This is a genomic window from Mycoplasmopsis phocirhinis, assembly GCF_004216495.1.
GTDB lineage: Bacteria > Bacillota_I > Bacilli_A > Mycoplasmatales > Metamycoplasmataceae > Mycoplasmopsis > Mycoplasmopsis phocirhinis.
In genome coordinates this window covers 514,405-528,331 of the sequence record NZ_CP034841.1, presented here as the reverse complement: position 1 = coordinate 528,331, position 13,927 = coordinate 514,405, and the positions used below count along the sequence as shown (strand labels likewise).

Annotated in this window: 10 protein-coding genes and 8 tRNA genes; 14 read left to right on the top strand and 4 right to left on the bottom strand. The window is 28.6% G+C overall.

The window, feature by feature from the left end; genetic code table 4:
- Window positions 1-101: 101 nt before the first annotated feature.
- The 3 genes from EG856_RS02120 (at window position 102) to gap (ending at window position 4,753) form a co-directional block, all read left to right on the top strand.
- A complete protein-coding gene (locus EG856_RS02120) occupies window positions 102-1,706 on the top strand; it encodes a hypothetical protein (protein ID WP_130429480.1) in 1,605 nt (534 codons plus the stop codon).
- 54 nt (window positions 1,707-1,760) lie between these two features.
- Window positions 1,761-3,572: an aminotransferase class V-fold PLP-dependent enzyme gene (locus EG856_RS02115; RefSeq protein WP_130429479.1), complete on the top strand. Its 1,812-nt coding sequence runs from the start codon at window positions 1,761-1,763 to the stop codon at window positions 3,570-3,572.
- 173 nt (window positions 3,573-3,745) lie between these two features.
- The gene (gene gap, locus EG856_RS02110) at window positions 3,746-4,753 is read left to right on the top strand and encodes a type I glyceraldehyde-3-phosphate dehydrogenase (protein ID WP_130429478.1); all 1,008 of its coding nucleotides are present in this window, start codon (window positions 3,746-3,748) and stop codon (window positions 4,751-4,753) included.
- On the opposite strand, the gene EG856_RS02105 is transcribed toward gap, so the two are convergent.
- Window positions 4,702-5,418 (bottom strand): hypothetical protein, encoded by a 717-nt coding sequence (locus EG856_RS02105; RefSeq protein WP_130429477.1) that lies wholly within the window; start codon window positions 5,416-5,418, stop codon window positions 4,702-4,704. The genes gap and EG856_RS02105 overlap by 52 nt on opposite strands.
- A 117-nt stretch (window positions 5,419-5,535) precedes the next feature.
- Between EG856_RS02105 and EG856_RS02100 the strand changes: the two genes are divergently transcribed.
- From EG856_RS02100 to EG856_RS02050, 11 genes are all read left to right on the top strand, one after another.
- A complete protein-coding gene (locus EG856_RS02100) occupies window positions 5,536-6,891 on the top strand; it encodes a M17 family metallopeptidase (RefSeq protein WP_130429476.1) in 1,356 nt (451 codons plus the stop codon).
- A 55-nt stretch (window positions 6,892-6,946) separates the two neighbouring features.
- Window positions 6,947-9,016, top strand: coding sequence for a transglutaminase domain-containing protein (locus EG856_RS02095; protein WP_165381422.1), 2,070 nt, complete (start codon window positions 6,947-6,949; stop codon window positions 9,014-9,016).
- A gap of 161 nt (window positions 9,017-9,177) precedes the next feature.
- A tRNA-Pro gene (locus EG856_RS02090) sits at window positions 9,178-9,254 on the top strand.
- Window positions 9,255-9,256: 2 nt separating this feature from the next.
- A tRNA-Ala gene (locus EG856_RS02085) sits at window positions 9,257-9,333 on the top strand.
- Window positions 9,334-9,337: 4 nt separating this feature from the next.
- Window positions 9,338-9,414, top strand: a tRNA-Met gene (locus tag EG856_RS02080).
- Between the two features lie 26 nt (window positions 9,415-9,440).
- Window positions 9,441-9,516: transfer RNA gene (locus tag EG856_RS02075), tRNA-Ile, on the top strand.
- 1 nt (window position 9,517) lies between these two features.
- Window positions 9,518-9,610 (top strand) — tRNA-Ser (locus EG856_RS02070).
- A 35-nt stretch (window positions 9,611-9,645) separates the two neighbouring features.
- Window positions 9,646-9,722, top strand: a tRNA-Met gene (locus EG856_RS02065).
- A gap of 3 nt (window positions 9,723-9,725) precedes the next feature.
- Window positions 9,726-9,801 (top strand) — tRNA-Asp (locus EG856_RS02060).
- Window positions 9,802-9,805: 4 nt separating this feature from the next.
- Window positions 9,806-9,881 (top strand) — tRNA-Phe (locus EG856_RS02055).
- Between the two features lie 93 nt (window positions 9,882-9,974).
- Complete coding sequence (locus EG856_RS02050; RefSeq protein WP_130429474.1) at window positions 9,975-11,591, top strand: CTP synthase; 1,617 nt, start codon at window positions 9,975-9,977, stop codon at window positions 11,589-11,591.
- A gap of 37 nt (window positions 11,592-11,628) precedes the next feature.
- Here the strand turns inward: EG856_RS02050 and rsmI are convergent, their stop codons facing one another.
- From rsmI to tmk, 3 genes are read right to left on the bottom strand one after another with little or no spacing between them, the layout of a single operon-like run.
- Window positions 11,629-12,357: a 16S rRNA (cytidine(1402)-2'-O)-methyltransferase gene (gene rsmI, locus EG856_RS02045; RefSeq protein WP_130429473.1), complete on the bottom strand. Its 729-nt coding sequence runs from the start codon at window positions 12,355-12,357 to the stop codon at window positions 11,629-11,631.
- Window positions 12,350-13,267 carry a DNA polymerase III subunit delta' gene (locus EG856_RS02040; RefSeq protein WP_165381421.1) on the bottom strand — a complete coding sequence of 306 codons (918 nt, stop codon included), beginning with the start codon at window positions 13,265-13,267 and terminating at the stop codon, window positions 12,350-12,352. Before EG856_RS02040 ends, rsmI begins: the two co-directional genes overlap by 8 nt.
- A complete protein-coding gene (gene tmk, locus EG856_RS02035) occupies window positions 13,254-13,922 on the bottom strand; it encodes a dTMP kinase (protein ID WP_130429471.1) in 669 nt (222 codons plus the stop codon). The genes EG856_RS02040 and tmk overlap by 14 nt, the downstream gene beginning before the upstream one ends.
- Between the last annotated feature and the right edge of the window lie 5 nt (window positions 13,923-13,927).

The window sequence follows — 13,927 nt, the reverse complement described above, 5'->3', positions numbered from 1 at the left end:
TCATTAAATTCACTCAAATTAAATAAGCAAAGTTAAAATTTATTATTTTAACAATAATTTATATTAAAATTAATATATTAAAGCAAACAAAGTGAGGAAAAATGAAAATACGTAATATCTTGTCATATACTCTGGTAACAGGAACATTAGTAACGGCTACAGTTTCTTTAGCGGGGTATAAAATTTATAAAGTTCATGTGTCTAATTACAATCAAAATAATTTTGATTTAAATAAACAAACAAAAACAATTAATTACGAATTCAAACCAATTACGTTAAAACAAAATAATGTTGACACATTATTAAAAATCAATGATGATAATTTGATTAATGAACATTATAATGTCAGTGATCTATTAGACCAAGCAGATATAAATATGTTTGGAATTTCAACAAGCATTCAACCTTTTTGAGATCAATTAAGACTAGCAATGATGGCAAAAGGTGAAGTTCATTTCACCCAGTTTGTTTATGGCGACAGTCGAATGTCAGTAGATAAAGAGAAATTTGAAAATTGATTGCACAATATGCGTGCAATCAATTTAGATAAAGACAAAAAATCTCGCGTGTATAATTTTAACCGGTTTTGAACTAATAAAGATTTTTTAATTAAGTCATTACGAGATGTTATTGTTGCAAACCCTGATAAAAAAATTAACTTATGAGTTTCTAGTGCTGAATTAAATTATATTCGACAATATTTAGAATTAGCTGCTTTTAAAAATGTTAAATTTTTGTGTTTAAACGAAGCTAGTTCAATAATTTCTTCATACGAAACTAGATTTATCAATGATATTGATGATTTTAATCGTAAAAATCAGCAAATTAGCATTGAAGATATTGAAAGTGGTCCCACAGGTTGAATTCCACTTTCAACTGTATTAGACAATGTTTATTTTTTCTTTGAAGACCATGATGGAGTTGATAAATTTAAAAATAAACAATTAAAAAGAGTATACCCATATTCAGTAGATAAAGATTGAAGAATTAAAAACACATTTTTCCAAGCCCGTGATATTAATAAAAAACGTATTCCGTTTAGTAAAGATTATTATAAAATTTCTAGACAAGATTGACGTGTTGAACGCGATAAAGTAAAACAAAGCCAACAACTTTATGCTAATAAACCTAAAATAATTTTTTTAGGTTCTGGCGGTGATGTCAAAATTGAAAAAGATCTTTTAGCTCATGTAATTAATAAATATCAAGATCAATATAATATTTATTATAAAGGACACCCTAATTTTTCAGTTATAGATAAGTGAATTGAAAACGTAGTAAACAAAAATAAAATTATTGAATATACAGATCGTATTCATACTACCAATTTTAATAACCCGATTAATTTAAATACCTCTTTAAAACCTGGTAATTTTGTAACAATATTAAATAATCAAATTCCTTCCGAAGAATTAACAACAAATCACGCAAATGATGAAGGAAATGAAAAAGGTCTATGATTCGAAAAATGAGCAACTGTAGATATGAATACTGGGGCTTTAAAAGCAATATTAGATATTAGCGGCAAAAATACTACAGCTGATTTAATATTCACAGGAATATCCATTCGCGACCAAGAAGGAAAAAAAATTATCGCTTGACGAGCAGCTTCTCCAATTAGTGAAATTGATGATCCTGTTAATAACGAATTATGAAATGAATATGTTTTAAAGCAAGCTGAAATTTTCAAAACTAAAAATAATTAAAATCAACTGGTAGTTGATTTTTTACAAAAATATTTTTGTACAAAAAGGAATAATATGAAAAAAATAAAAAATGTTGTTATTTTTGCGGCTGGTAAAGGTACAAGAATGGCACCACTAACTCAATATTTACCTAAACCATTAGTTCAAGTTCATGGCGAGCCAATAATTGAGCGAAATATTAAATTTTTGCAGCAAGTTGGAATCAAAAATATTTCAATTGTGGTTGGTTATTTTAAAGAGCAATTTACTTATTTAGTTGAAAAATATGATGTTAGATTAATTGAAAACCCTGATTTTGATATAGCTAACAATATTAGTAGTTTATGATACGCTCGTGATAGTTTTAATGACACATTATATGTTGAAGGTGATTTATATTTTAATGAAAATATTTTTAGCAAGCTAGTGCCACAAATTAATAACACGAACTGTTCAATAGCATTCAGTATCAAAGGACATGAACATAAACCTGAGTGAATGTATAAAATTGATGCTAACCAAAATATCATTTCTCACCATTTAGTTAAAGATTCATTTATGAAAAATATATGATCTGGTTTATTGTTTATTGATGCTACAACTGCTGAACAAATGCGACAAAATCTTGCCGAATATTATAAAAATTATCCTAATAACTATTTTGAATCTTTTTTATGAACACTCAATACAAAATTCAAACATTTTGAAATTAATAACATCGAAATTCGTGAATTAGATACTTTTGAAGATTTACAAAATTTAGATTCAAGATATCGCAACCATGCCACAACTTTATTATTTACGCCCGGTCCAATTAATAATTACAACGAAGTTAATGATATATTGAGCCAGTGTGTTTTACACCATCGCTCACAATTATTTAAATATTATTTAGAAGATACAACTAAATTAATTCGCGAACTATTTAAAACACAAAGTGCTCTACCTTTATTTATAACTTCATCAGCCACAGGCGCAATGGAAGCAATTGTTGTTAATTTAGCCCAAAAAGGCGAAAATGTCCTTTTGATCGAAGCAGGTGATTTTGGCAAAAGATTTAAAATTCTTTTACAAAGATTAGGTCTTAATGAGACATTAACCACAATTAGTTTTGCTGATGGCAAAACATTTGATTTTGATCAAATTCAAACAACTCTAAAAAATAATAAATTTAAATCAATCTTTGTCACACACCACGAAACTTCAACAGGTGTACTGCACGATATTGAAAAATTATCAAAAATTGTTAAAAAATACGCAAGTGAATCTTTATTTATTGTCGATACTGTTTCATCATTTATTCATGATGATGTTAAATTTGACGAATGAGGTTTAGATGCAGTTATAGCCACAAGTGGAAAAGCATTTTGTTTAATGCCTGGCTTAAGTTGTATCGTGCTATCGCAAAGAGCTATTGAAAGTGCTAAACAAAATACTAACTTTAAATTCTATTTTGATATTCCAGCCTATGTTAAATATTACTATGAACAAAAATCAACTCCATATACACCCGCAAGTGCTATTTTAGTTGCGATGAATGCAGCAATTAGAGTTATTAAAAATCAAACAATAGATGCAATTAGAAAAGAAAAAAAATTAATTTACAATTATATTCGTGATGAATTAATTAAACTTGGTTTTAGTGATGTAGTTAAAGGTGAAAATATAACTCATGGATTATTAGTGATGAACACACCAAAAAACTATAATGCTGAAATATTAAGAAACACAATTGAATATAAATCTAATATTTATTTTGAAGTAGGACGTAACGGTCGTCAACAAACACAAGTAAGAATTGGTATTCCAAATGTTATTGATATGCCTAAAGCAAAATTATTAATCGATGCAATTAAAGAAAATATACATTTTGCTAAAATCACTTAATTATAATCCCCTTTTAGGGATTTTTATTTTACAAATTTCAATTAATAAAAAAGATGACCAAAAAAAGCGTTATTTATGGAAATAATTCTTAATTTTATTCCATATTTAAGTTGATCAAAACTAAAATGAACTTTACAAAATGTAAAATAAATATAAATAAATTAGGAGATAAAATGAAAAAAATAGCAATTAATGGTTTTGGTCGTATTGGTCGTTTAACTTTACGTCGAATCCTTGAATTAAAATCAAATAATATCGAAGTTGTCGCAATTAATGATTTAAGCGATCCTGCAATGTTAGCTCATTTATTAAAATATGATACTGCTTTTGGTTCTTTACAACACGAACTTGAAGTAAAACAAAATTCAATTATATTAAATGGTAAAGAAATCAAAGTTTTTGCCGAAAAAGACCCTGAAAATCTGCCTTGAAAAGAGTTAGGAATAGATATCGTAATTGAATCTACTGGTTTTTTTGCCAAAAAACCTTTAGCTCAAAAACACATTATTGCCGGGGCTAAAAAAGTAATAATTTCAGCTCCAGGTGGAAATGATGTTAAAACCATTGTTTACAATGTAAATCACCATACACTAACAAATAATGATGAAATTATTTCTGCAGCTTCATGTACCACAAATGGATTAGCCCCTGTAGTTAAGGTATTAGTAGATAATTTTGGTTTAGTGAATGGTTATATGACCACAATACACTCATTCACAGCTGACCAAATGCTTCAAGACGGAGCTCACCGCAAAGGAAATTTAAGAAGAGCAAGAGCCGCAAGTTATAACACAGTTCCAACTTCAACAGGTGCAGCGAAAGCTATTGGTTTAGTAATACCACAGGCAGCAGGAGTTTTAAACGGAATAGCCTTACGAGTACCAACAATCACAGGTTCAATTATCGATTTATCTGTACAATTGGAAAAATCGCCTACAATTGAACAATTAAACGAAACATTTAAAAACGCAGCCAATGAAACATTAAAATACAACACAGATGAAATTGTTTCTTCAGATATTATAGGTTCTAATTACGGTTCAATTTTCGACGCCACTTTAACTCATGTTCAACACGCAAATAACCAAAAAATTTATAAATTATTTGCTTGATATGACAATGAAATGTCTTATGTTTCACAACTAGTTAGAGTTGTAGAATATTGATCTCAATTATCATAATGAGCATTTAAAGCTCATTTTTTATTTTGTTTGAAATTTTGAAAACTTCAATTAACTTTGAATAAATTCATTGTATTTATTTTATTTTTTGCAACCAATTTAAGTGAAATTGGTATCACAACAACATTGATACAGTTGCGTAATTCATTTCAATAAATCGAACGATGTTTATTAATGTCCAAATGATATTTATTGCCTATTTTGCAAAGTAAAACTATTTGATAAGTATCATTTCAATCACTTAACAATATACATTCACTATGATTATAAGTACCGTTTTCGTTTTTGAAAGGTTTAAATTTAAATCAGTTAAATATTTGATTGGTTTTTAATTTTGACAAAAAAAATAATATTGCTTTTATTTTCTTTAAAAAATTTGATCGTTGTTTCTTTAATAATTTTGTATAAATTCAATCAAAATCAATAATATTATGAATAATTTGATAGAAAAATTTATAGACATCATAATTTTTGTCTAAATTAAAAAATTTACGTTTTAAGCCTAAACTGTGAAAAAAGAATTCTGTAGATCAATAAATAATTATTCTAATTTGGTATTGATTTAATTCACTTGGCCAACGTAATACATCAATAGAGGTTGTTTTAATTAAAAATTTAAAATAATTAATTACAATATTTTTAAATAAAATGTTATTTATTTTCATATAAATAAAATACAAAAAATAATCTGAATTTAAAAATAAGGAAAAATATATTAAATTGAATTTAACTTAATTTATATCCGGCACTCATATATAATAATATTTACATTAGGAGGAATAATGAAAAAATATTATTCAACATTTAGAAATGAAAATTTCATTTTAAAAGCAATTTTAGGTTCAAATCAAAGCGAGATTAAGCCTCAAATTTCAACAAAAAACGGTTCAATAACTGAATTTATTAACAACAAAGAAGCATATATTTATGTAGAAAATGACTTAAATTACGAACAATTATTAAATTTTATTGACGAATTTGTAATAAATGCCAATCGTAATTATCAAATAGATCTTAAAACTTTTGTTTCGGATAAGTTAGATATGGATGCAGTTATTAAAGCATTTTATTCAAAAATATTTTTTTATGAAGCAATTCTATTTAATAAGAAAAAAGAAGCACCGCAAAAAAAACAATTTACCTTTTTATTGCCAGATGCTTCATACACCGAAATTGCTCAAAAATACGCAATAATCGCATTAAATAAAAACTCAATCAGAAATTTACAAGTAATGCCTGAAAATTACTTAAATTCTGAAATGTTGGCGGATGTTATTAAAGATGAATTTGAACAAAATAGTGATTTAAAAATCACTGTGTTGAAAAAAAACGAAATTAGCGATCTAGGGATGGGGTTACTTTTATCTGTTAATAAAGGTTCTACACACGCGCCACGTGTAGTTGTGATTGAGTATAATGGTGCTCCAGATTCAAACGAAAAAATCGCATATATAGGTAAAGGTATAACTTTTGATACTGGAGGAATGAATACTAAAGGCTATCATATGGAAGGAATGAAATATGATATGTCTGGTTCAGTAATTGCTGCTTATACAGTTAAAACTGCCGCCGAATTAAAAATTAAGAAAAATTTAGTGGCTGTAATGTGTATAACTGATAATCGTCAAGATGGTGATGCTTCTTTACCAGAAAATGTATATGAATCAATGGCAGGAATTTCTGTTGAGGTTACAGACACAGACGCTGAAGGTCGTTTAGTTTTAGCTGATGGTTTATATTATGCAGCAACAGTTTTAAAAGCAACTACTTTAATTGATGTCGCAACTCTAACAGGGGCAATGTCAAGAACATTAGGATCAGAATATTCAGGTATTTGATCAACAGATGAAAACAATTGAGAAATATTTGAAAAATCAGCCAAAATAGCACGTGAGAAAGTATGAAGAATGCCTTTACATGATGATTTTCATGAGCCAAATACTGCAAGTATTGTCGCAGATTTAAACAATTATAATATCGTTGAAACTTCTGATCATAACACCGCAGCGATGTTTTTAAAACAATTCACAAATGATGTCGCTTATATACATTGTGATATTGCGGGTACAGCTGACATTAAAGGCAAACCTATGGGAGTTTTACTTGATACATTAGTAGAATTTGCAATTCAAAAATAAATTTAACAGGTTTTCCTGTTTTTTTGTTATGATAAAAAATACAAATGAGGCATATATGAGAAAAAAATTAAAAAAAATACTATTTGTAGCACCTTTAAATTTTGCCTTAAGTTTAGCGGTATTTTCGTGTGCTAAAAACAATGAATTTAATAGAAACGAGCAAAAAGAAACTCCAAAAAATAACGAGCAAAATAAAGATCAAAACAATCTACAACAAAAAAATGCTACCATCAAAAACCAAAACCATACGAGTGAAAACAATAAACAAATAACACAAAAAAATATTAATCCTCAACCTCCAACAAATGATTCTATAAAAACACAAAATAATTCTGATATTAAAAACGAGAAAAATAATTCAACTCAACAGCAAACACAAAATACAACTACAAACACCAATACAAATATCAATCAACATGATGATAATAAACAAAATAATATTGCATTGATTGAAAATTTAAAGTTAAAACTTATTGATTTAAAAAATGAACTAAATAATTATTTGTTAACTACTAAACAAGAAGCTCAATATAAATATGAAGAAGTAAACGATTTACTCGAAAACGAAATCGCTAATTTCGACTTACCTATGTTTAATTCAGATGAACAAATTTATACAAAAAATTTAAACGAATACTATAATAATTTAACCTTGCGTTTTAACCAAATTAAAGATCTTAAAAATTCACTTAGCGATCTTGAAGATCTAAAGCCAAATTGAGCAGGAGATAATTACAATAAATTAACTCAAAAAAAAGAACAACAACAAAACAATTTATTAGTTAATTATCCCCAAATAGAAGCAATTAGTGCATCATTAAAAGAAAAAAATCGTCGTGATAATCCACAAAACACATTCATAAATGACCAGGTTATTAATTTTTTAAAATTTGGTGGTAATGGTTTTGTTGAAAAATTTAGTGAAATCGGTTATACTAACGAACAAAGAGAAAAAGTTAAGAATTTTTTATATCACACAATTATTAAAGAATCAATGAGCAAAAAAGAACAAATTCGTGCTATATTTGATTGAATAACAGCGAATGTAAAATACGCATCGGGTAAAAATGCGCCGCGTATTAATCCGTGAGAAATTATTCAATATAGATATGCTGTTTGTGGTGGTTATAGTAATTTATACAAGGAAATGTTAGATTTAATTGGTGTTAATTCAGTTATGGTTATAGGTTGATCATCAGCAGGTGATCATCAATGAGTATTAATCGAAGACCCTGAAACACAAGAATGGTTTTATTCTGACGCAACATGAGGAGCACTACAAAAAAGATATTTTAGACTCAATTCACAAGAAATTTCAAATGACCACCGAGTAATAAGAATGTTAAATTACACTTTAAGTCATAACGAAATTCAATACGAATATTGAAAAGGTTTATCAATTAAAGATGCTAATGTTAAAAATGTTGAAGCACCAAATATTTTAGACGCAATTAAAATTGAAAATATATCTAATACTCTGCTAAATAACAGTAACTTAAAAACGCTAAAAATTGGAAAATATGTTACTAACATCGAATATCAGGGTATGTTAGCAAATTTAGAAAGTTTTGAAGTCGATGAACAAAATAGCTTTTATGCTTCGTTTGATTCCGCTTTATATAACAAAGATTTATCACAAATTTTAGCAACACCACTTGGTTATTTAAACAAAAATATCACTTTATCAAAATATACAAAAACATTAAAAGATGGTAAAGAATTATTTAATTCTCCTTTTCTTAAATCTATTCAAGTTCAACCAGGTAATTATTCATTTGCTTCTTATAAAGGACTTTTATACAATAATGATTTTTCACAGTTAGTTTCAGTTCCGGCTGGAATTACACATATTTATGTGCATCCTTCAACCATTTTAATTGGACAAGAATTTTCATTTAAAGATTTTGTTGAAGAAATTTATTTAGAGCAAGGTATTGAAAATATACCAGATTTTACATTTAATTCACTGCCTAAATTAAAAAATGTATATATACCCAACACAATAAAAAAAATTTCATCTCAGGCTTTTTTAAAAATAAAAAACATTACTTTAATTACAAATGGTTACAACGAATATGTTGACGACTATGCTAAATTACATAATTTTAAATACAAATTTAATTAAAATCTTATTTACGAGCAAAAAAATACTAATTTTAGTGTTTTTAGCTCGTTTTTTTAATTTAAATTATGCTCATTATTAATAATAAAAAAATTTTTTAAAAAAACTTTTGTATAAGCAAATTATGATATAATAATCTTGCTTTTAATAGAAAGCATACCAGCGGAGAAGTAGCTCAGCTTGGTAGAGCGCTTGGTTTGGGACCAAGTGGTCGCAGGTTCAAATCCTGTCTTCTTCACCATCGGGGGATTAGCTCATTTGGCTAGAGCACTTGCCTTGCACGCAAGGGGTGGTGGGTTCGAATCCCATATCCTCCACCATTATGGCGTTGTAGCTCAGTTGGTTAGAGCATCCGGTTCATACCCGGAAGGTCAAGAGTTCGACTCTCTTCGACGCTACCATTATATGGAACACATCTAACTGTTATGGACCTATAGCTCAACGGTTAGAGCAACCGGCTCATAACCGGTCGGTTACCGGTTCGAATCCAGTTAGGTCCACCACGGGTGATTACCCAAGTCCGGCTGAAGGGACTAGTCTTGAAAACTAGCAGGGGCTTCACGGCCCGCGGGGGTTCAAATCCCTCATCACCCGCCATTTGCTGTTATGGCACTAAAAAAAACTTATCACATCGCGGAGTGGAGAAGTTAGGTATCTCGCAGGGCTCATAACCCTGAGGTCGTTGGTTCAAGTCCAACCTCCGCCACCAAATGGTCCAGTGGTAAAGTGGTTAATACGCCTCCCTGTCACGGAGGAGATCGCGGGTTCGATCCCCGTCTGGACCGCCATTGTGGCTCTGTAGCTCAGTAGGTAGAGCAACGGATTGAAGCTCCGTGTGTCGCTGGTTCGATTCCTGCCGGAGCCACCATATGATTAAATCGCCCCCTTTTCGGGCTTTTTTTGTTATTGTGAAAATGACCTTGTTTATAATATATTTATATTTTTAGATTTTAGGAGATGTATGCAAACTAAATTTATTTTTACAACTGGAGGAGTATTGAGTGGTTTAGGTAAAGGTGTAAGTGCTGCAAGTATTGGCAATTTATTAAAAGCCCAGGGATTTAGCATCTTTGTTTTAAAATTAGACCCATACTTAAATATTGACCCAGGAGTAATGAACCCAATTGAACATGGTGAAGTTTTTGTAACAAGTGATGGCGGTGAAACCGACCTCGATCTAGGCCATTATGAACGTTTTATTGATATTAAACTAACTAAAGATTCAAATTTCACCACTGGACGTATATTCACAAGAATTTTTGAAAAAGAACGGCGTGGTGAATTTTTGGGTAAAACAGTTCAAATCGTGCCACATGTGGTGGATGAAATTATTAATATTATTTTAAGTCAAGCCACAAAAAATAAATGTGATTTTATGTTGATCGAAATTGGTGGAACTGTTGGAGATTTAGAGTCGAATCCTTATATTTATGCAATATCTAAATTTGCAAATTTATACCCCCAAGATGTTTTATTCGCTCATTTAGCATTCATTCCATATTTAAGTGCCTCGAAAGAATATAAATCCAAGCCTAGTCAAGTTTCTATAGCTTCATTGCGTTCATTTGGAATTAATCCTAATATATTATTATTACGCTCACAGCAAGGAGTTGACACTTCGATTATAAAAAAAATTAGCGAAAGTGCATTTATCAAACCCCAAAATGTTATCAATATTCCAGATAAAGCCAATATTTACGAAATACCATTGTTTTTAGAAAAATCTGGCATTATAAAGTTGATTTTTGAGCATTTTAACATTAAAAGGCCAATTATAGATAATGCTAATGAAGATTGAAATAATTTTATTCAAAAATATTTAGCAAAAAGAAATAAAGAACTAAATGTTTTGCTCGTTGGTAAATATACTGAACTTGAAGATGCATATTTATCTATAATTTCATCACTAAAAATTGCAGCAGCACATTTAAATATAAAATTAAATTATACATTAATAGATGCTTCAACTATCAATGAGCAAAACATTGATAATACATTTAAAAATATTGATGGTGTGTTAATATTACCTGGTTTTGGAGTTCGCGGTTTTAATTCTAAAGTAGAAGTAGCAAAATATACAAGAAAAAATAAAATTCCAACTTTAGGAATATGTTTAGGTTTTCAAGCAATGGTTGTCGCCCAGGCTCAAATATTAGGAATCAAAAATGCCACAAGTAAAGAATTTAAGGAAAAAGACATTGTTCAGGAATTTGTTTTAACTCCTTTTTACGAAAATGGCGACATGATGAATTTAGGCGGAACTTTAAGACTAGGTGAAGACAAAATTCAGGCTTTAGCAAATACCTTAGCTGCGAAAATTTACGGCGATAATATCTTTTACGAAAGACATCGCCACCGTTATGAAGTTAGCGATAAATATCGCAATTCATTAGAAGACACTTATTTTAAATTTTCCGGCATTCATCCGGATTTAAAAGTAGCTGAAATATGCGAAGTAAAAAATCATCCATTTTATTTAGGTGTTCAATACCACCCTGAATTTAGCACAAGAGTTGTTAAATCAAACCCTTTATTTGACTTTTTTTTAGATGCTGTTTGAACAAATAAAAATAATTAGATTATTTTTAAAATATAAAAAGCACTTAAAGTGCTTACTAGGTTAAATTAATTTTGGAAAAATGTGAATATTTATTCACTTTTTTTCTTTGTTGTTGTTCAATTTTAACAACAATGGTAAATTCTCCTTTTAAACTTGAATTAGTTAAATCTCTACGTATTTTTTCAATATTTCCGTAGTAAATACTCTCGTGTAATTTAGTTAATTCTCTTACAATAAATAAATATAATCTATCATTCCATATTAATTCTAGATCATCTAAAAAAGAAGTAAGTTTATGTGGAGAAACATAAAAAATATGAGCTGTGTTTATACTTAATTGTTTAATTTGTTCTTGTCTTTGGCCTCTTTTTTCTTTAGGAAAACCATGAAAACTAAATGTATTTGATAACGAACTCAAAACAAAGGCACTGATTGCAGCATTAACGCCAGGAATTAAAATAATATCAATATTTTTTTGCCGTGCTAAATTTATTAATTCAAAACCCGGATCGCTTATCATTGGCATTCCCGCGTCACAAATTAGGGCTAAATTTTTATTTTCTTTTGAAAGAAAATCGACAATATATTCAGCAGATTTATCTTCGTTAATTTTGCTATATGAAATTAATTTTTTGTTTGCAATATTAAAATGATTCAACAATTTTAAACTTACTCTAGTATCTTCGCAAGCAATCAAATCAACTGTGTTCAAAATTCTTAAAGCTCGCAAGGTGATATCTTCTAAATTACCTATTGGTGTGCCAACTATATAAATTTTACTCATAGCACTCCTGCAATTGAACTATTAAGGCAGCAATTTGTAAAAAAACATTTGTATTCTCTGTTGTTTTTGTAAAAAAATTCTCAATAGCTGTGAATGCTTTTTTAAAATCAAAATTTAATTTGTTCATTTTTTTAACTAAATCTTGAAAATATTTAGGTACACTGAAAAATTGTTTTCAAGTTAATGAAATAAGAAATTTTAAACAGCGAAAATTAAACATTAATTCTTCGTGTGTATCTTTTTTATTCATTTTAGTCAAAAATATAATAAATGTGGTGGGAAGTTTCATTGAAGAAACAAACGCATTAAATAATGTTTCAATTTTTTTAAATTCAAAAAAATTACGAGCAAGCAAAATTTCGTTTTCGTCAGCTACAATATGCGAATAAAATCAAGATTGAGTTTTATCATAACCTAAATTTAAAATAGATTTTTGAATTCGCTCACAGTCTTTATTGTTAATATTAATAATGATTGAGCGTGATTTAATTGTAGAGAGCAATTTCTGTGGCATTGTGGTAGTTAAGATAAAAACAACATTACTTCCTGGTTCTTCAATAGTTTTCAATAACGAATTAAGAGCTATATTACTTGCTAATTCAATATTTTTAAACACAATTATCTTTTTTAAATTTGGAGTTAATTCTAAAAAATTACTTTGTTCAAAGATATTTACAATATCATCTTTTTTTAAACCATCGCCACTAGTTTTAGAAGCATCAGCAACTATAATATTGTTAAATTCTATATTCTCAAGCGTTTCAATATTATGATTATTTATTGCATTTATCATATATACAATATTGTCATCTATATTCAAACCTTTTTGGCTTGTTAATAAATAACAATGATTTATTTTTTGATTTAAAACCGAATAATCAATAATTCGCTTTAAATTAGTTGCTATCATCGAAAACCTTTGCAATATAGTTTTGAAATCTTTGATCATTATTTAATTTTGTGATTAATTCGTTAAAAACTAAATCAACGGGTTGATCAGCATTAAGAATAATGAAACGATTCGGGTCTTGCTTAATTAGCATTTGATACCCATTATATACTTCATTGTGAAAAACATCGTTTTCATCGTCTAGGCGATCATGCTGATTTATTAGTCTTAAAACATTCAATCGTTGTTTACTTTGCGAAGGAGTAATATCTAAGAAAAATGTGATATCAGGAATTGTATTTTCAATTACTAAATTAGTCAATGTCTTTGCGTAGTCTATACCTAATTTACGAGCGTAGCCTTGATAAGCAAAAAAACTATCAACATAACGATCACAAATAACTATTTTATTTTCTTTTAGAGCTGGCCAAATAACTCTTTCAAGATGAATTCTACGACTAGTGGTATACAAAAGTGCCTCAGAAACAGAACTTATTTTAGAATTTTTGTCTAGAATTATCTCTCTTATTTTTTCAGCTTCAATAATATCTTTTCCACCAGGTTCTCTAGTAGTGATGAATTGTAATTTAGGATAATTTTTAGTAAAATACTCAATCAATTTATTGATTAAAGTGGTTTTACCGCTTGCATCGGGACCTTCAAATGTTATAAACATAATTC